Annotated in this window: 17 protein-coding genes; 6 read left to right on the forward strand and 11 right to left on the reverse strand. The window is 64.9% G+C overall.

The features are described 5' to 3' along the window. Positions 1 to 106: 106 nt before the first annotated feature. Positions 107 to 988: a LysR family transcriptional regulator gene (locus RSO41_RS01310; RefSeq protein ID WP_315617015.1), complete on the reverse strand. Its 882-nt coding sequence runs from the start codon at positions 986 to 988 to the stop codon at positions 107 to 109. Between the two features lie 87 nt (positions 989 to 1075). On the opposite strand from RSO41_RS01310, the gene RSO41_RS01315 reads away from it, so the two are divergent. Beyond that, a complete protein-coding gene (locus RSO41_RS01315; protein WP_315617017.1) occupies positions 1076 to 1885 on the forward strand; it encodes an NAD(P)H-dependent oxidoreductase in 810 nt (269 codons plus the stop codon). Positions 1886 to 1942: 57 nt separating this feature from the next. On the opposite strand, the gene yccS is transcribed toward RSO41_RS01315, so the two are convergent. From yccS to RSO41_RS01335, 4 genes are all read right to left on the reverse strand, one after another. Further along, positions 1943 to 4114 (reverse strand): YccS family putative transporter, encoded by a 2172-nt coding sequence (yccS, locus tag RSO41_RS01320; RefSeq protein WP_315617019.1) that lies wholly within the window; start codon positions 4112 to 4114, stop codon positions 1943 to 1945. A 339-nt stretch (positions 4115 to 4453) separates the two neighbouring features. Then, entirely contained in the window at positions 4454 to 4810 is a 357-nt protein-coding gene (locus RSO41_RS01325; RefSeq protein WP_315617021.1) for a hypothetical protein, read from the reverse strand. Between the two features lie 72 nt (positions 4811 to 4882). Further along, complete coding sequence (locus tag RSO41_RS01330; protein ID WP_315617023.1) at positions 4883 to 5158, reverse strand: HU family DNA-binding protein; 276 nt, start codon at positions 5156 to 5158, stop codon at positions 4883 to 4885. Between the two features lie 224 nt (positions 5159 to 5382). Beyond that, a complete protein-coding gene (locus tag RSO41_RS01335; protein ID WP_315617025.1) occupies positions 5383 to 6543 on the reverse strand; it encodes an NAD(P)/FAD-dependent oxidoreductase in 1161 nt (386 codons plus the stop codon). A gap of 162 nt (positions 6544 to 6705) precedes the next feature. On the opposite strand from RSO41_RS01335, the gene RSO41_RS01340 reads away from it, so the two are divergent. The 4 genes from RSO41_RS01340 (at position 6706) to phoR (ending at position 10418) form a co-directional block, all read left to right on the forward strand. Beyond that, on the forward strand, positions 6706 to 7185 hold the full coding sequence (locus RSO41_RS01340) for a chorismate--pyruvate lyase family protein (RefSeq protein WP_315617583.1): 480 nt from the start codon (positions 6706 to 6708) through the stop codon (positions 7183 to 7185). A gap of 217 nt (positions 7186 to 7402) precedes the next feature. Beyond that, positions 7403 to 8296, forward strand: a complete 894-nt coding sequence (gene ubiA / locus RSO41_RS01345) for a 4-hydroxybenzoate octaprenyltransferase (protein WP_315617027.1) — start codon at positions 7403 to 7405, stop codon at positions 8294 to 8296. A gap of 108 nt (positions 8297 to 8404) precedes the next feature. Then, positions 8405 to 9094, forward strand: a complete 690-nt coding sequence (gene phoB / locus RSO41_RS01350; RefSeq protein WP_275289082.1) for a phosphate regulon transcriptional regulator PhoB — start codon at positions 8405 to 8407, stop codon at positions 9092 to 9094. 1 nt (position 9095) lies between these two features. Then, on the forward strand, positions 9096 to 10418 hold the full coding sequence (gene phoR, locus RSO41_RS01355; RefSeq protein WP_315617033.1) for a phosphate regulon sensor histidine kinase PhoR: 1323 nt from the start codon (positions 9096 to 9098) through the stop codon (positions 10416 to 10418). A 23-nt stretch (positions 10419 to 10441) separates the two neighbouring features. Here phoR and cysZ read toward each other — a convergent pair whose 3' ends face one another. From cysZ to RSO41_RS01385, 6 genes are all read right to left on the reverse strand, one after another. Continuing rightward, positions 10442 to 11191 (reverse strand): sulfate transporter CysZ, encoded by a 750-nt coding sequence (cysZ, locus tag RSO41_RS01360; RefSeq protein WP_315617035.1) that lies wholly within the window; start codon positions 11189 to 11191, stop codon positions 10442 to 10444. 86 nt (positions 11192 to 11277) lie between these two features. Beyond that, positions 11278 to 12000, reverse strand: a complete 723-nt coding sequence (gene phoU, locus RSO41_RS01365; RefSeq protein ID WP_315617036.1) for a phosphate signaling complex protein PhoU — start codon at positions 11998 to 12000, stop codon at positions 11278 to 11280. 24 nt (positions 12001 to 12024) lie between these two features. Next, positions 12025 to 12837: a phosphate ABC transporter ATP-binding protein PstB gene (gene pstB, locus RSO41_RS01370; RefSeq protein WP_315617038.1), complete on the reverse strand. Its 813-nt coding sequence runs from the start codon at positions 12835 to 12837 to the stop codon at positions 12025 to 12027. A 30-nt stretch (positions 12838 to 12867) separates the two neighbouring features. After that, positions 12868 to 14427: a phosphate ABC transporter permease PstA gene (gene pstA / locus RSO41_RS01375; RefSeq protein ID WP_315617041.1), complete on the reverse strand. Its 1560-nt coding sequence runs from the start codon at positions 14425 to 14427 to the stop codon at positions 12868 to 12870. Continuing rightward, entirely contained in the window at positions 14424 to 15647 is a 1224-nt protein-coding gene (locus tag RSO41_RS01380; protein WP_315617043.1) for an ABC transporter permease subunit, read from the reverse strand. The genes pstA and RSO41_RS01380 overlap by 4 nt, the downstream gene beginning before the upstream one ends. Before the next feature lie 71 nt (positions 15648 to 15718). After that, the gene (locus tag RSO41_RS01385; protein WP_315617045.1) at positions 15719 to 16666 is read right to left on the reverse strand and encodes a phosphate ABC transporter substrate-binding protein; all 948 of its coding nucleotides are present in this window, start codon (positions 16664 to 16666) and stop codon (positions 15719 to 15721) included. A gap of 175 nt (positions 16667 to 16841) precedes the next feature. Here RSO41_RS01385 and RSO41_RS01390 point away from each other — a divergent pair, with 175 nt between their 5' ends. Continuing rightward, entirely contained in the window at positions 16842 to 17252 is a 411-nt protein-coding gene (locus RSO41_RS01390) for an acyl-CoA thioesterase (RefSeq protein ID WP_315617047.1), read from the forward strand. Positions 17253 to 17262: the final 10 nt, after the last annotated feature.

A 17262-nucleotide genomic window follows, 5' to 3' on the forward strand; every position in this document is an offset into this window, starting at 1 on the left:
CCCAAAGCATACGAGCGGCGAGATGCGAGATACGAACCCCGAAAACCGCCTCCGGAGCTGAAGCTCCCTGCTCGAAGCTCGTGGCTCGTGGCTCGTGGCTCGTGGCTTACAGCTCCGAACGCAGTTCGGGCATCGCTTCCAGCGCCGTGGCGACGAAGCGCATGAAGGTGGTGACGCGCGCGACTCGCCGCAGGTCGGGATGGGTCAGCCCCCACAGCGAGGTGGCCAATGCCGGTACCGTCTCGCCGATTCGCGTCAGGCGGGCATCGCCATCGCCCAGGTAGCAGGGCAGTACCGCCCGCCCCATGCCGTCGCGTACCGCGATGTACATGCCCATCAGGCTGTCGGCTCGGTAGTGGCAATGGCGCTCGACATCCTGCTCGGCCATCCAGCGCTCCAGCGCGCGGTACGTCATGCCCTCGTCAGGCCCCACCCAGGCCGGTGCGTCCCCTTCCTCATCGACCGCATTCCGCGGTGCGTAGACCGCCTGCTCGATACGCCCCAGGCACCGTCCCACCAGGTGTTCGGGCGGCGTGTTCGACGGACGGATCGCCACATCGGCCTCGCGACGCGAGAGGTCGAATAGCTGGTTGGAAACCGAAACCTCCAGGGCAATCGCCGGGTATTCGCGGCGAAACGCGACCAGAATCGGCGACAGCAGTCCGGCCAGCAGGGTGTCGGTGGTGGTCAGTCGCAGCGAACCGGAGGGGCGCAGGTCCCGCCCCACGACGCGTCGCTCGGCCTCCAGAATTTCCGTTTCCATGCGGCCGGCCACCACCACCAGGTCTTCGCCCGCCGGGGTCGGCGCATAACCGCCAGCCGATCTCTCGAAGAGTCGAACCCCCAGGCGTCGCTCGATGTCCCGCAGGCGCCGGAACACCGTGGCATGGCTCACGCCCAGCGTTCGCGCCGCACCCGACAGGCTTCCCGAACGGCCCACCGCCAGCATGATCCGGAGGTCGTCCCATTGCAGCGCCTGTTCATTCATGCAAGCCCCATTTTCATCCCAAGGGAATACCTGTTCATCATCGCAATGGGCAGTATGGCGCCACAACCATCATCGAGGGGAGTCACCATGCGGATTCTGATCGTGCACTGCCATCCCGACCCGCATTCCTTCAACGCGGGCCTGACGACCTTGGCGGCCTCGACGCTCCGAGCACACGGCCACGATATCGAGATTTCCGATCTCTACGCCGAGGGTTTCGATCCGGTCGAGGGTCCCGCCCATTATCCACTGCGGGCACGGGCGGACGCCTTCTCGCCACTGACCGAGCAGCGTCACGCCAGCGATACCGGCCGGCTGCCCACCGACGTGCAGCGCGAGATCGCACGGCTCGAGCGGGCCGAACTGGTGATCTTCCAGTTTCCGCTCTGGTGGCACGCCCAACCTGCCATGCTCAAGGGCTGGATGGATCGCGTTTTCATCTACGGCGGGCTCTACACCAGCCGGCGGCGCTACGATGAGGGGTACTTCCGCGGCCGACGCGCCCTCTGCTCGGTTACCACCGGAGGGCCGGCTACCACCTTCGGCCAGGGCGGACGCGGCGGCAACATCGACTGGCTGCTGTGGCCAATACACTATTCGCTCTACTACATGGGCTTCGATGTCCTGCCGCCCTTCCTGGCACACGGCATCCAGGGCGGTGGCCCCACCTACCAGAACAGCGAGCGTTTCGCGGCTCAACTGGAAGGCGACAAGGCCCGTTGGGTCCAGCGCCTGGCCGGCCTGGACGAGGGTCGGCCACTGCCGTTCACCGGCTGGAATGACTGGGATGAACAGGGTGCCCTGAAGCCCGGCGTTGAGGGGTTCGACCCCTTCATTCAGTCGGGGGCGGGCGGCTGGGCGGCGAACCGGGAGCGTTATCTGCAAGGCAGCAGGTGAGGCCATGGCAGGCCAGGCATGGTGCTGGCGTGAACCTCTCTCGCCACCCGACACGCGTCACTCCGCGTCCGCCGGCTGGCTGATGGACTTGGCAGCCTGACGAAGCGGCACCAGTTGCTGGCCGATCAGCGCCAGTTGAGTATGCAGCAACGGGGCCTCGCCCGATGCCGATTCAGCGTCCAGTGTGGCCAGGCCCATCGATAGCGTTTCGTCCTCGTCGGGCACCGGCTCACGCTCGCTCAGGTCGCGTGCCAACTTTCCCAGCGACGCCTCGATGGCCTCGGCCGCCGCTTCGGCCGAGTCGTCGCATGACGCCTCCGGTTCGCCACGATGGGCGCCGAGGGCCGAGAGATAGTTGAGCAGTGTATGAGAATGGAGCAGGAAGCGCAGGCCGATATCGGCGTCCCGGCGGAAGAACTCCGGCTCCTGCAGCACATTGCCGAGCAGCGTCGATAGCTCGGCATCGGCATTGTGGGCATTGCGCCGCGCCAGCCGATAACCGAGGTCATCGCGCTTTCCATGGCGGTACTGGTCGATGAGCGCGACGAAATAGACCCGACTGGCCTCCAGGGTGGCCGCTGCCTGATGATGCAGTCGACGGCCTTGCCAGTCGGGCAGGATCAGCAGCACCGCCAGCCCCGCGATGCCAGCCCCCAGCAGGGTATCGAACAGGCGTGGCCAGATCAGACCGAAGCCATCGCCTACCTGATTGAAGCAGCACAGTACCATCAGAGTGATCGAGGCCGTGGCAAGCAGGTAGCGGCGCCCTCGCAGGGCAAAGAAGGCCACCCCGGCCAGCACCGCGATGCCGACCTGGATCGACGCAGCGGGAAACAGGGTGATCATCGCCCAACCGGCCACCAGGCCGACCACCGTACCCAGGATGCGCTGCCTCAGGAACCGCCGCGTGGCTCCGAAGCTGGGCCGACAGACGAAGAGGCTGGTCAACAGGATCCAGTACCCCTGAGTGGGATGGATCAGATGCAGTACGGCATAGCCCGCCAGCAGGGTCACGGTCAGGCGAACGGCGTGGCGGAATACCGCCGAGCGCGGGGTCAACTGGTCGAGAATGCGTTCTCCGATGTCCCGCACGCCATGGGGCGTTCGATCATGAAGCGCCGCGTCCTCTCGCGGCGATGTGGTCTCGGGATTGCTGGCACTGGCCAGGCTCAGTTCCAGGGTCGCCAGGTTATCGGCCAGCGCGCTCAGAAAGGGGAGCAGAGAACGCCACTCGGGACGGTCCTGTTGCTCGAGATGAGCCAGCGAGGCATTGAGATCCTCCAGCGCCCGCTCGCTCCGTGCATGCTCGAAGGTACGATTGAGCAAGAGTGAACTGGCCAGAGCCCGGCAGGCCTGCCCTTGCTGGTCGAGCAGCCGTTGAGCGCGGAACAGCACGTCATGATGGAAGAACGCCTCGGTCAGCTCCCCATAGGGATAATGCGTCGAACTGGCGCGCTCATGGATATCCTGAGCGATAAAGTAAAGCTGCAGATAACGATCCAGCTTGCCGCTTCCCCGGGTTCCCTGCAGGCGGCGGAAGATCATCTCCTTGGCCTGGTTCAGCGCCTCGACCACGCGACCATTCTGCCGAGCCAGGGCCAGGCGACGCTCCTCGACGTCCAGATCCCGCAACGGCTCGAACAACGCTGACTTGAGCGCCAGGTAGCGACCCAGCTCGCGGAAGACACGCGCCAGGGATTGCTTGAGGGGCTGACGCGAGAAAAGCGCGCACCAGGCGACCGAAATCGCGCCATACCAGGCGGCGCCGGCCACCAGCAATGCCGGCTCGCGCCAGACGTCGCCCATGGCCGGATTGCCGCGATGCTCGAGGCTGATCATGGTGTAGATCGCCAGGATCAGGGTCGCGCTGGCGATGGTCGCATAGCGCTGATTCACCGCCCCCAGCATGGTCATGGCGAAGGCCGACAGCCCCAGTCCGAGGGCAAACCATCCAGGCGTGTCGAACAGCAGCTCCACCGCCAGCGATGCCACCGTGAAGCAGCACAGGGTCACCAGCAGGGCCCGCAACCGGTCTCGCCAGTGGTCATCCGTCTCGGCCAGAGCACTGGCGATGATGCCCAGGAACAGCGGAATCAGGCTGTTCATGTCATCGCGCCACCAGCACAGAAGAACGGTGCCGGTCAGGGCAATGAAGACTCGAAGGCTGTAGGCGAAGGACTCCAGGGTCCAGAGGCGACGCAGGGGCTGGGAGAGAAAGGGCGGCAGCATAGACTCCGTGACGGCATCGGCGAGGTGGCGAAGCCACCCAGTATAAGGCCTTTCAGTATTTAGACTTTAGTATAACGCTTGATGCCGACTTCTCCGAACTCATCTCATCAACGGCCTGGCGAGACCCAAAGCATTCGAGCGGCGAGATGCGAGATACGAACCCCGAAAACCCAGCTCGTAGCTCGTGGCTCGTGGCTCGTGGCTCGAAACCCAAAGCATACGAGAGGCGAGATCCGAGATCCGAACCCCGACAACCGTCTCCAGAGCCGAAGCTCCCTGCTCGAAGCTCGAAGCTCGTGGCTCGTGGCTCGTGGCTCGTGGCTCGTGGCTCGTGGCTCGTCAGATATCGCGCAGCAGCTTCTGCAATCGGTTCAAGTCACCGGAGTCACCGACCAGTCGCACCCGGCCTGCCATCATCCCGTCGAGGAAGGCTTGCTGGGTCGGCTTGCGGAGGATGCGTACTGCAGCGGCGGCATCCTCGAAACGCAGTTCCAGATCGAGATCCACCGGTAGACCGGTACCTGTCTCGATACCTCGCGGCGACATTCGGTAATGGCGGGCAATGGAGAGGTCCTCGGTGGCGATACCCCAGTCCAGCCCACGTATCTCGGTCAGGCGTTCACGGAATCGGGACTTGCGGCGCAGGGCTCGCTTGAGCAGCACGCCCAGCACCCACAGCATCACTCGAAGCTTCATGCGGGGATATCCGAGGGTTCGGAAGGGAAATTCACGGCCCGCCAAGATGGCGGGCCGTGCCGGGACGGGCCATTACTTGGTGACAGCGTCCTTGAGCCCCTTGCCCGGCTTGAAAGCCACCGTCTTGCTGGCCGGGATGGTAAGCGGCTTACCGGTCTGGGGGTTCTTGCCGGTGCGGGCGGCTCGCTCGCGCACGGTGAAGGTTCCAAAACCGATCAATGAAACATCCTTCCCATCGGACACACTGCCGGTAATCTCATCGAGAATGACATTCAGTACTTGACTGGCCTTGTCCTTGGATAGATCGGCACGCTCGGCAATCGCCGCGGCGAGTTCTGGTTTGCGCATACAGCCCTCCTTGTTTGACATCCTACCGGTGTCGGCCCACCGGCACTCTTGTTCTTCGGTTTTTCGCTCATGGATCTCCGGCTCCGCCCACCGACTGACTCTCGGTGACCCTGTCCACAAGGACCCGGGCCCCATGGGCGAAAGCCGCGTTGGTGACACAACAACGGTGCCCGCTCACAACGGCCGACAACCAGTGACACCGGGTGGCGCCGTCGTCGACGACTCTAGCCTAGCAACGGCGGAGCGATCCGCGCCAGTTCGACTTTCCGACGTACCTGGCTTCCCGTCAACGCAAATCCGCTCAAACGTCCGTCCTCGTCTTCGGCCAGGGCACTCAGGTTCCGGCCCTCGCCCTCGATACGCCAACGCGCCGGTGTTTCCCGAGGCGGCAGCGAAACTACCGGCAGCAGCGGTGTCTTCACCAGCACCGGCCAGGGGCCATAGCGCACAGCGGTCGGTGTACCGGCCAGTGTCGCCGCCAGCGCCCTGGCGCTGGCCTGCAACGGCTGAACGTACATGGCATTGACCCCATCGACACAGGCCACGTCCCCCAGGGCATGGACACCGGGGGCCGAGGTGGCGAGATAACGATCGGTGAGAATGCCCTCGGGAGCCACCGACAGCCCCGCCGCCTCGGCGAGTTCGCTGCGCGGCCTCAGTCCGGTGGCCACCAGCACCAGATCGGCCTCGAGGCCGGTACCATCGTCCAGAGTCACGCCCACCCGGGCACCGTCACCGCTCAGTTCGACCACGCTGCGACCGGTGCGCAGTGCGATACCGGCCTCGATGAAGGCCTCACCGAGAGCATGCCCCAGGGGCTCCGGCAGCAGACGCGGCAAGGGCGCGGACTCCGGCGCGATCATCTCGACGGCATGCCCCCCCGCGGTCAGGTCGTTGGCATACTCGCATCCCACCAGGCCGATGCCGACGACGGCGACCCTCGCCGGCCTGCCCAACGCCGCCAGGGCGGCGTGGAAGGCACGATAGTCATCGAGATCATTGATGGTAAAGACCCGGTCGGCCAGGGCCTCGGGAATCGCGAAAGGCGGCGTGGGCACCGCGCCGGTAGCCAGCACCAGCTCGTCATAGGGCAGGCGCTCGGTACCAATGCTCAGATGACGCCCTGACGGGTCGATGGCATCGACCCGAGTCCAGGTGCGCACGACCACATCGAGCGCTTCGGCCACCTCAAGGGCAGAGCGACTGGCCAGTCGCTCGGGGGGCAGGCGCTTGGCGAAGCCGGTGGACAACATCGGCTTGGAGTAGTCGTCACCGCTGTCGCCGGTAATCAGCGTGATCGGCCGCTCCGGCTGCAGGGCGCGCAACTGGCGCACCAGGCCGAGACCGGCCATGCCGGAGCCGATAAGGGTCAGGGGAGCGGTCATGGAAATCCTCGTTGCACGGGCCGCCATGGCCCACCACGGAGCGGAATATCGACCCGCCATGGTACACTAGCTGCCCTCAGGATTGGACGCGGAGAGCACGAATTGCGCAATGGCCCATCACTCGAACCTCGATGGCGCCCCCTGGCGGCTGCCCGTCCGGACATGAGCCCCGGCTGGTGGGACTGGCTTGCCACCCGGGACTCGCTGACCGAACGCTTGATCGACGCCGGCCAGCCGCGCCGCTTCCGGGTTCGGTTACTCGATCAACGCCATGGCTACCCGCATCGCGACGAGGCCCTGGCACTGGGCCTGGCGACACACCGCCTCGCCTGGGTACGCGAAGTGGCGCTGTGCCTCGACGAACGCCCCTGGGTCATGGCCCGCTCGGTGGCTCCGCTGAGCGCCTCCCACAGCCAGCACCGGCTGGAACGACTCGGCGAACGGTCCATGGGCAGCTGGCTGTTCCGCCAACCGGACCTCGAACGCGGCCCGATCGAGATCTGCGCGAGCCCGGGCCCCTTCCACGACGCCGAGGGCCCCTGGGGGCGTCGCTCGGTGCTGCGACACGACCGCTTGATGGTGCTCGTCCAGGAGTTCTTTCAGCAGGCCATGGTGGATGATCTTGGCTTGCCTTCACGTTAAGAAAACACTGATTTATTACTGCGCTCGATAGCCTGGCCGCCGGCGGTACTCGTGCGCGAGCCCGGTCAAATCCTCATTTACTATCGTGTAAACTGCGGTTATTGCGTTCCGGCGACGAACCAGTCTCTCGTTGCTCGCGACATAAATCAGCGCTTCCTTAGGCTAAGAACTTTCAGAAACCGACCGCGACAAGGCCTCCTCCATGCGAGAGAACCTGATGGATTCATCCCTGATGCGCCCTTCCGGGCTGGCCCGACTGCCCGACTTCCTGCACCTCACTCGCCTCGACCGCCCCATCGGCACCTGGCTGCTGATGTGGCCGACCCTCTGGGCGCTGTGGATGGCCGCCCAGGGCGTTCCCGAGCGCAAAATCGTGCTGGTCTTCGTCGCCGGCGTCTATCTGATGCGTGCCGCGGGCTGCGTGGTCAACGATTACGCCGACCGCCATTTCGACGGCCACGTCAAACGCACCCGCAACCGGCCTCTGGCCACGGGGAGAATCAGCGAGCGGGAAGCTAAGGGCCTCTTCGTGACCCTGGTGCTGCTCGCCTTCGCTCTGGTGTGGCTCACCAACCCCTTCACGGTGATGCTGTCGGTCGGCGGCGTCTTTCTGGCCTTCATCTATCCCTTCATGAAGCGCTATACCCACCTGCCCCAGGTCTTTCTAGGGGCGGCCTTCTCCTGGGGCATTCCCATGGCGTTCGGCGCGGTGCTCGGCCATGTCCCTGCCGAGGCCTGGCTGCTGCTGGCCGCCAACGTGGCCTGGACCGTGGCCTATGACACCGAATATGCCATGGTCGACCGGGACGACGATCTGAAGATCGGCATCAAGTCCACTGCCGTACTGTTCGGCCGCGCCGACAAGCTGATGATCGGTCTGCTGCAGCTGGTCACTCTGGCGCTGCTGGCCAAGGTGGGCCACGCCCTGGAACTGGGCCTTTTCTTCTGGCTGGGGCTCGCCGCCATGGCGGCGACCTTCGTGCACCAGCAGCGGCTGATTCGTGACCGGGATCGCGACCGCTGCTTCCAGGCATTTCTCAACAACCACTGGTCGGGCCTGCTGGTATTTGCCGGTATCGGGCTGTCATGGTGGCCATCGCTCGGCGGCTGACATCATCATGAACAGGCAGGCGACAAGACGCGACTGTCACGGTATTGTCATAAGGAAATGCTGTCATCGTCACCGACTTGTCATTGACCTTGACCATGAGGCCCCGGGATGACCGCCAAGACCGTACTGATCGTCGATGATGAAGCGCCGATCCGCGAAATGATCGCCGTCGCGCTGGAGATGGCCGACTATCACGTCCTCGAGGCGGACAATGCTCAGGCCGCCCACGCCATGATCGTCGACCACCAGCCCGACCTGGTGCTGCTCGACTGGATGATGCCCGGCACCAGCGGTATCGAGCTCGCGCGCCGCCTGAAGCGCGAGGAGACCACCGCCGAACTGCCGCTCATCATGCTCACCGCCAAGAGCGAGGAAGACAACAAGATCCAGGGCCTCGATGCCGGCGCCGACGACTACATCACCAAACCCTTCTCGCCCCGGGAGCTGGTGGCCCGGCTCAAGGCAGTGCTGCGCCGCTCGACGCCCCACGGCGTCGAGGACCCGGTGGAAGTCGATGGCCTGCTGCTCGACCCGGTCAGCCACCGCGTCAGCGTCGACGGCAAGTCCCTGGAAGTCGGCCCCACCGAGTATCGGCTGTTGCAGTTCTTCATGACCCATCAGGAACGCGCCTACACCCGGGGGCAACTGCTCGACCAGGTCTGGGGGGGCAATGTCTATGTCGAGGAACGTACCGTGGACGTGCACATTCGCCGCCTGCGCAAGGCACTGGGCGACCCCTATCAGCAGTTGATCCAGACCGTGCGAGGCACGGGCTACCGTTTCTCCGCCAAGGGCTGACGTGAGGCGGCTCTGGAAACGCGAACTATGGCGTCTGGCGGGACTGACCGCCATCGGCGCGCTGATCGGCTGGCCCTTCTCGGCCATCGGCGCCGGCATCGCGGTAGCCCTGGCGCTCCAGCTGGCCTATCAGCTGCGCCAGCTTCACGCTCTGCACGAATGGCTGGCCCATCATCCTCATGACGAACCGCCCGCCGCCTCCGGCTTGTGGGGCGAGCTGTTCGATCGCCTGTACCGTTATCAGAAGGGTCAGCGCATCACGCAACGGCGCCTGCGCGACACCCTGAGACGGATTCAGGAATCCTCCGAGGCGATGCGCGACAGCGTGGTCATGCTCGACCGTCACGGCGACATGGAATGGTGGAACAGTGCCGCCGAACGCATGCTGGGGTTGAAACCTGCCCATGATCGCGGTCAGCACATCACCAACCTGCTGCGCGATCCGCGCTTCGTCGATTATTTCCAGGCCCGGGACTACCGCGAGCCCCTGACGCTGAGCTCTCCCATCGACGAGCAGATGATCCTGCAGTTCCAGATTACGCTCTACGGCGACGACGAACGCCTGGTGATGGCTCGCGATATCACCCGCCTGCATCGTCTCGAACAGATGCGACGCGACTTCGTCGCCAACGTGTCCCATGAGCTGCGCACGCCGCTGACGGTGCTGAGCGGCTATCTGGAAACCTATGGCGACATGGCCGACCAGTTGCCCGGCCGACTGGGGCGAGGTTTCGAGCAGATGCGCAGCCAGACGACGCGCATGCAGAACCTGGTCAACGACCTGCTGCTGCTGTCGCGACTCGAGATCGATCAGGGTGGCCAGGACGATACGCCCATCGAGCTTGCCGGTCTGCTGGACAATATCCGCCGCGATGCCGAGGCGCTTTCCGACGGTCGTCACCACCTCGATGTCGAGATCGACGACTCACGCCGCCTGGTCGGCAGCGAGAAGGAAATCCACAGCGCCCTCTCCAACCTCGCCTTCAACGCCGTGCGCTACGCCGGGGAGCAGGCCCATATCGTCCTGCGCTGGACGAGCCACCCGGACGGCGCCTGCCTGGAGGTGGAGGACGATGGCGAAGGCATCGACCCTCACCACATTCCGCGCCTCACCGAGCGCTTCTATCGGGTCGACAAGGGCCGCAGCACCGCCACCGGCGGTACCGGCCTGGGTCTGGCCATCGTCAAGCACGTGCTGCTGCGCCACGGCGCACGACTCGAGATCGACTCCCACCCCGGCGAAGGTGCCACCTTTCGCTGCGTGTTCCCCGGCGAACGACTGGCCGCCGCCGACGACAAGGGGGATCGCCAGCGGCGGGCCTGATCCAGGGCATGTCCTGCGCTCGTTCAGCGCACCGGTGGAGCGGCTCGACCGGCGTCGGGTGTCAGCGCCCGGTAATAGCGATCCCACATCAACACCGCGGCGGCCACGGCACCGGGCAGCAGGAAGAGATTGGCCAGGGGCACCCAGGTGATCAGCGTCACCCAGCCCCCATAAGTGAGAGTCGGCCAGCGACGCGCCGCCAGTCGTCGACGCATGTCGGCGAAGCTCACCTTGTTGTTGTCCATGGGGTAGTCGAGATAGGTGATGGCCACGGTCCAGGCCGTGAAGGCGGCCCACAACAGCGGCGCGATCAGATTGATCACGGGGATCCAACTGATCACGAACAAAATCGCCATGCGCGGCAGGATATAGGCCAGCTTGACCAGCTCGCGACCGAGGGCATCGATGGCAGCACGTACCAGGCCGCGATCATCCAGGGGCGCACGTCCGGTGACCTGGATCTCGACCTTTTCCGCCAGGAAACCATAGAAGGGCGCGGCGATCAGGTGCGTCACCAGGGTGAAGGTAAAGAACACGATCAGGACCAGACTGATCACGAACAATGGCCATATCAGCCAGGAGAGCCAGTCGAGCCATCCCGGTACCATCGCCATCCAGCCATCCAGCCAGCCACCGAAATGGCCCAGCACATAGGTCAACATGCTCCCATAGACCAGCAGGTTGACGAGTATCGGCAGAAACACATAGCGGCGCAGTCCCCGCGAGTAGACCAGGCGGGTCCCTCGAGACAGCGCCGTGAAGGCATCCAGCATCGGTTTCACATCCTCGATCACGACGAAAACGGCCGCCGCTCGTGGCGACGGCCCATGTCTTCAGGCATGACCCGGCGAAGGCGGTTTCAGCGCTCGCCGAGCTCCTGATCGAGATCATCCGGATCCGTATGGCGGATGTCGAGTCCCTTGACCAGATAGACCACATACTCGGCCAGGTTGTTGGCGTGATCGCCGACACGCTCCAGGGCTCGCAGGATCCACATGATGCCGAGCACCGGTGAAATGGCGCGGGCATCTTCCATCATGAAGGTCATCAGCGAACGCATGGCGGTCTGATACTCGCTGTCGACCTGTTCGTCCTCCTGCACGACCTGCAACGCCAGTTCGGTATCGAAACGGGCGAAGGAGGTCAGGGCATCGCGCATCATGCGCCGAACATGCTCGCTGATGATGCGAACTTCGACGAAGCCGCGGTTTCCGACGTTGTTCTCGATCAGCTCGATGGCATTGCGGGCAATCTTGCTGGCCTCGTCACCGATGCGCTCCAGGTCGGAGGCGGCGCGGATCACCGCCAGTACCAGACGCAGGTCCGATGCCGCAGGCTGGCGGCGAGCCAGTACCCGTGTGCACTCGTCATCGATCTTGATCTGCATGTCGTTGACGGCGCGATCATTGTCCACCACCCGTTCGGCCAGGGAGGAATCGGCTTCGAGCAAGGCGCCCACCGCATCCTGTACCTGCTTCTCGACCAGGCCACCCATGGCCATCAGGTGGGTCTTGAGTTCCTCGAGCTCATGATTGAACTGGCGAGAAATATGCTGGCTGTGAATATCGCTGGTGATGTCCATCAGACTCTCCTGGGAGCAGGGCCATCAGGCCATGCGTCCGGTGATGTAGTTCTCGGTACGCGCGAGGCGCGGATTGGTGAACAGGGTATCGGTGGGGGCGTATTCCACCAGTTCGCCGTTCTGCAGAAAGGCGGTGTAGTCCGAGACTCGTGCTGCCTGCTGCATGTTGTGCGTGACCAGCACCAGGGTCAGGCTCGATTTCAGATTGCGGATCAGTTCCTCAACCTTCAGCGTGGAGATCGGGTCCAGCGCCGAAGCCGGCTCGTCGAGCAGCAGCACCTCAGGCCCCACGGCCAGGGTGCGGGCGATCACCAGGCGTTGCTGCTGCCCCCCGGACAACGACCAGGCGGAGGCCCGCAAGCGATCCTTCACCTCGTCCCACAGCGCCGACGAGCGCAGCGCCCACTCGACGATGTCGTCGACACGACGCTTGGGCATTCTGCCCTGCAGCCGCAGCCCGAAGGCCACATTGTCGTAGATCGACATGGGGAAGGGGTTGGGCGCCTGGAAGACCATCCCTACCCGTCGACGCAATTCGGCCACCGCCACCTCGGGAGCATGAATATCCTGTCCCTCGAGACGGATCTCGCCTTCCCACGCCACCTCCTCGTTGAGGTCATGCAGTCGATTGAGCGCGCGCAGCAGCGTCGACTTGCCGCACCCCGAAGGGCCGATGAAAGCCGTGACCCGGTGGCGCGGTACCCGCAACGTCAGATCGGCGAGCGCCGGCTTGTCGCCGTAGCGCAAGCCGAAGCCGCGAATCTCCAGACTCGTGGCATCGGGGCTGAAATCGATGAACGCGCCCGGCGAGGATCGCGTCTCCTGCATGACAGACATCAAGGGTCCCCTTGGCGCGACGGTGCCACCTCAATATTTCGGGAGGGTACCGTGGCGCGATCTCAAATGATGACGCAGAAATATTGCAGTCAGGTTAAGCACCAGAATCACCAGGACCAGCAACAATGCCGTGGCATAGATCAACGGCATCGCCGCCTGGACATCGCCGCCATGGAAGGCAGCATCGAAGATGTGGTAGCCCAGATGCATGAACTTCCTCTCAAGATGGAGGAAGGGAAACTCGCCATCCACCGGGACCTGGGGCGCCAGCTTGGCGACACCGACCAGCATCAAGGGCGCCACCTCACCGGCGGCGCGCGCCACCGCCAGGATCATTCCGGTCAGCATGGCCGGCGTGGCCATCGGCAAGACCACCCGGGTCAACATCTCGAGTCGGGTGGCACCCAGCGCCAGGGCGCCCTCGCGCTGGCTCTCGGGGATTCGGGCCAGTCCCTCCTCGGTGGCGACGATCACCACCGGCAGGGTCAACAACGCCAGCGTCAATGATGCCCATAACAGGCCGCCAGTACCGAAGGTCGGCGACGGCAGCGACGATGCGAAGAACCAGTCGTCCAGCTGGCCGCCGATGCCATAGACGAAGACACCGAGCCCGAAGACGCCATAGACGATGGACGGCACGCCGGCCAGGTTGCGTACGCCAATGCGTACCCAACGGGTCAGCCTTCCCTGGTGGGCCACCTCGTTGAGGTAGACCGCCGCCAGAACGCCGAAGGGCGTCACGAAGATCGACATCAACACCACCATCAGTATGGTGCCGAAGATCGCCGGCCAGACACCACCGGCGGTATTGGCGGCACGCGGTCCCTCGGAAAGGAAACGCCAGACATCCCGCCCCCAGGTCACGACCTTCTCGGTCACCCCCATGGCATTGGGTCTCAGCGCCCCCACCACCTCGATCAGCGGCTGACGCAACCGCCTGCCATCGACGGTTTCCAGCACCAGGGTGTCATCGGGCATGGCGGCCTGCCGCTCATGCACCCGCGCCTGGGCCTCGGCGAGTGCCTGACGCTCTCCTGGCGTCGCCTCGCCCGACTCGAGACGATGTACCAGAGGGCGAATCGTCCGGTCACGAAGCACATCGACCGATTCGCGGTGCGCTTCCAGGGTCGTCAATCGCCGCTCGAGAGCCGGCCAGGCCGCCTCACCGGCGATACGCTCGCCCGACTCGGCCTCGATGGCCGCAAGACGACCGATGAACTGGCCCCAGCGCCGCCGCTCCAGTACCACCAGGCCGGGAGGGTGGCCCACCTCCCGGATTTCGTCCAGGTCCACCCAGGCCCAGATGGCATCATCCAGGTCACGATTGTCGGTGCGATACAACCGTTCCCTGCCATCGCCGCCGGGCAGAGGCGCTTCCTCTACAGCACGCCCGGCCAGTTGTCGACCGTCATCGAGGGTCACCAGCGAGACATCGGCCGGCCAGAAATGTCCGAGCCCACGCACCGCCAACAGTCCCAGCAGCAACGCCAGCAGCGCCAGCGACGCCGCGACACTGCCGGCGGCCAGCCAGGCCCAGGGGCCCTCGCCACTCGCTGCTCGCTTCGGTGCACGTGGCCAGGGCGCCTTCATGATGTGCCTCCCATCCGGTGATAGCGACGGCGCAACCGCGACCTGACCACCTCGGCCAGGGTATTGACGCAGAAGGTGAAGACGAACAGCAGCAATGCCGCCAGCAACAGCAGGCGATAATGCGTTCCCCCCGGCGCGGCTTCGGGCAATTCGATGGCGATGCTGGCCGCCATCGAGCGCAGGCCATCGAGCGGGCTGGCGGTCATGAGCGCCGTATTGCCGCTGGCCATCAGCACGATCATGGTCTCCCCCACCGCCCGACCGGCGCCGATCATCACCGCCGACAGAACCCCCGGACCAGCCGCGGGCAACACCACTTTCCAGAATGACTGCCAACGGGTCGCACCCAGCGCCTCGGCGCCTTCGACCAGACTCTTCGGCACGCCCGACAAGGCATCTTCGGCCAGTGCATAGATACTCGGCATGACCGCGAAGCCCATTGCCATGCCGACGATGATCGCATTGCGGTTCGTATAGTCGAGCCCCAGGGAAACCTCGAGCCAGGCACGCAGATCACCGTCGAACCACCAGGCCTCCAACCAGGGTGCCAGCCAGGAAGACAGGCCCCAGATCAGCAGCAACCAGGGCAACAGCCACAACGCCGCCCACCCCATCGGCAGGCGGCGACGCAGCCCGGCTCCGAGGCGAGCCCACAGGCCGCCAGCGAGCAGCAGCCCCGGCGGCAGCATAATCAACAGGGTCATACCCAACGCCAGATGGACATCGAGCCAGGGCGCCAATACCAGTCCGGCGATGAAGCCAATGACGACGCCCGGCATGGCCTCCATCAACTCCAGGGTCGGCTTCAGGCGAGCCCTCAGGCGGCGCGACATGAACAGCGCCGAGTGCGCCGCCGCCCCCAGCGCCAACGGCACGGCGATCACCAGCGCCCAGAGCGCCGCATCCAGAGTTCCCCACACCAGGGGCAGCATCCCGAAACGAGGTTCAGCGCCTTCCTCGGGCAGTGCCGGCTGCCAGCGATGCACCGGCATGTCGAGCCCCTCGTAGGACTGGGGCAACCAGAGCGCATCCAGATTGATTCGCGGCGTATCCGTCGACGACCAGAACAGCGGCACCACCTCCACGGCCAGAAACACACCGATGGCCATCACTGCGGCGATCACGCCAATGCCGCCGGCGGTGATCAACGCCGTGGCCAGCCGGTCACGGGTCTGGCGAAGATGCCGGCGCAAGGGTGGCGGTGAAGGCGTGTGCGACATGGTGGGTCCAGAATGGAAGAAAAGCGGTAGCGAAAAAGTACGACAGTGTCATGACAATGCGGTGACAACCCTCAGGAATCCAGCGCTTCCAGCCCCAAGCGCCGGCGTTGTTTTTCCAGCACCTCCCGAGGCAAGGTCACGAATCCCAGTTCCTCGACGATCGACTGCCCTGCCGGCGACAGGACCAGGTCAACGAATGCACGCTCGACATCGGGCAGCGATTCGCCCGGGGGAAGGTTCACGTAAAGCCGCAGGTCACGAGCAAAGGGGTAGTCACCGCGACGCACCGCCGCCGGACCGGGCCGATGCAGGACACCCTCGGCATCGCGCAAGGCCACCGGATGGACGCCGGGCGTCAAGTGGTTGAGGCCCGCATAACCGATCGCCTGCGGGTCCGAGGCCACCGCCGCGACCACGGCGGCGGAGCCGGGGTGCTCGCTGACTTCGGGACGAAAGGCGCCATCGCACAAGGCCTCGCGACGAAACAGCTCATGCGTGCCGGAGACGGCATTGCGGCCATGCGGCATGATGCGTCCCTCAATGCCACCATCGATAAGCGGCGACCAGCGTTCCATGCTGTCATCGGCACCGCAACGACGGCCATCCGAGAAGATGGCATCCAACTCGGGGCGACTCAGACTACGCAGAGGATTGTGCCGATGCACCACCACGACCAGGGCATCCCGCGCCACGACGAGGGCCCGAGGGGGATAACCGTAGCGGCGCTCGAACGCCGCTTGTTCCTCCCCGGTCATCGGTCGCGACATGGGGCCCACCAGGGTCGTGCCGGCAGTCAACGCCGGTGGCGCACTGGCCGAACCACTGGCCTGGAGCTGAAGGCGCATGCCCGGATGCTGACGCGTCAGGCGCTCGCCCCAGCGCAGCATCAGGCCCGCCATGGTATCGGAACCCACGGTGCCCAGGGTGCCGACGGGCTCCTCGGCCGACGCCGGCGAGGCCCAGACCACACTCGCGACCAGCAAGACGGCCCATAGACGTTGGCGAATGGCGGATGGCATGCGTCCTCCCGACGGACAGGCAACTGATGGACATGTCCGCGTCATGATGCCGCAAAAGGTGGAGAGATCACGAACTTGCCGTTTATCATGGCTCGCCAGGACCGAGTGATCAGGAAACGCAATATCAGGCGTTGATGGATCTCCCCCCACACAACAATAAGCCAGGCCTCGACCCATGAGTGAACTCGATGATATCCCGGCACCACGCGGTCAGTTGACCCTGAAGCTGATCGCCAATCGCCAGGACACCAATCTGCACGGCGACATCCCCGGCGGCTGGCTGGTCGGCCACATGGACCAGGCCGCCGAACTGGCCGCCGGCCGAGAGGCCCACGGCCGAACCGCCACCGTGGCCATCGAGGCCATGGATTTCCTTTGCCCGGTCCGGGTGGGCTCCATGGTCAACATCTTCACCGACGTTCAGGAGATCGGCCACAGCTCGGTCAAGATCGAGGTCGAGGTATGGAGCCGTTCGCCCCAGGAGCGCGACCCCAATGAGCTGCACAAGGTCACCGAAGCCCGTTTCGTGATGGTCGCCCTGGACGATAACGGACGGATTCGGGCCGTCCACCAGAGCGACCGTTAGGCCTTGCCCG

Origin of the sequence: Halomonas sp. I1 (genome assembly GCF_032334135.1) — a bacterium.
In the GTDB taxonomy this organism is placed as follows: domain Bacteria; phylum Pseudomonadota; class Gammaproteobacteria; order Pseudomonadales; family Halomonadaceae; genus Halomonas.

Bases quoted from the DNA above. Each gene is read 5' to 3' on its own strand.
- RSO41_RS01310 (WP_315617015.1), bottom strand. From the start codon at position 988: ATGAATGAACAGGCGCTGCAATGGGACGACCTCCGGATCATGCTGGCG.
- pstA (WP_315617041.1), bottom strand. From the start codon at position 14,427: ATGAAGGCGCCCTGGCCACGTGCACCGAAGCGAGCAGCGAGTGGCGAG.
- cysZ (WP_315617035.1), bottom strand. From the start codon at position 11,191: ATGCTGGATGCCTTCACGGCGCTGTCTCGAGGGACCCGCCTGGTCTAC.
- RSO41_RS01380 (WP_315617043.1), bottom strand. From the start codon at position 15,647: ATGTCGCACACGCCTTCACCGCCACCCTTGCGCCGGCATCTTCGCCAG.
- yccS (WP_315617019.1), bottom strand. From the start codon at position 4,114: ATGCTGCCGCCCTTTCTCTCCCAGCCCCTGCGTCGCCTCTGGACCCTG.
- RSO41_RS01315 (WP_315617017.1), top strand. From the start codon at position 1,076: ATGCGGATTCTGATCGTGCACTGCCATCCCGACCCGCATTCCTTCAAC.
- RSO41_RS01390 (WP_315617047.1), top strand. From the start codon at position 16,842: ATGAGTGAACTCGATGATATCCCGGCACCACGCGGTCAGTTGACCCTG.
- RSO41_RS01340 (WP_315617583.1), top strand. From the start codon at position 6,706: ATGAGCCCCGGCTGGTGGGACTGGCTTGCCACCCGGGACTCGCTGACC.
- phoB (WP_275289082.1), top strand. From the start codon at position 8,405: ATGACCGCCAAGACCGTACTGATCGTCGATGATGAAGCGCCGATCCGC.
- RSO41_RS01385 (WP_315617045.1), bottom strand. From the start codon at position 16,666: ATGCCATCCGCCATTCGCCAACGTCTATGGGCCGTCTTGCTGGTCGCG.
- RSO41_RS01335 (WP_315617025.1), bottom strand. From the start codon at position 6,543: ATGACCGCTCCCCTGACCCTTATCGGCTCCGGCATGGCCGGTCTCGGC.
- RSO41_RS01330 (WP_315617023.1), bottom strand. From the start codon at position 5,158: ATGCGCAAACCAGAACTCGCCGCGGCGATTGCCGAGCGTGCCGATCTA.
- RSO41_RS01325 (WP_315617021.1), bottom strand. From the start codon at position 4,810: ATGAAGCTTCGAGTGATGCTGTGGGTGCTGGGCGTGCTGCTCAAGCGA.
- pstB (WP_315617038.1), bottom strand. From the start codon at position 12,837: ATGTCTGTCATGCAGGAGACGCGATCCTCGCCGGGCGCGTTCATCGAT.
- ubiA (WP_315617027.1), top strand. From the start codon at position 7,403: ATGGATTCATCCCTGATGCGCCCTTCCGGGCTGGCCCGACTGCCCGAC.
- phoU (WP_315617036.1), bottom strand. From the start codon at position 12,000: ATGGACATCACCAGCGATATTCACAGCCAGCATATTTCTCGCCAGTTC.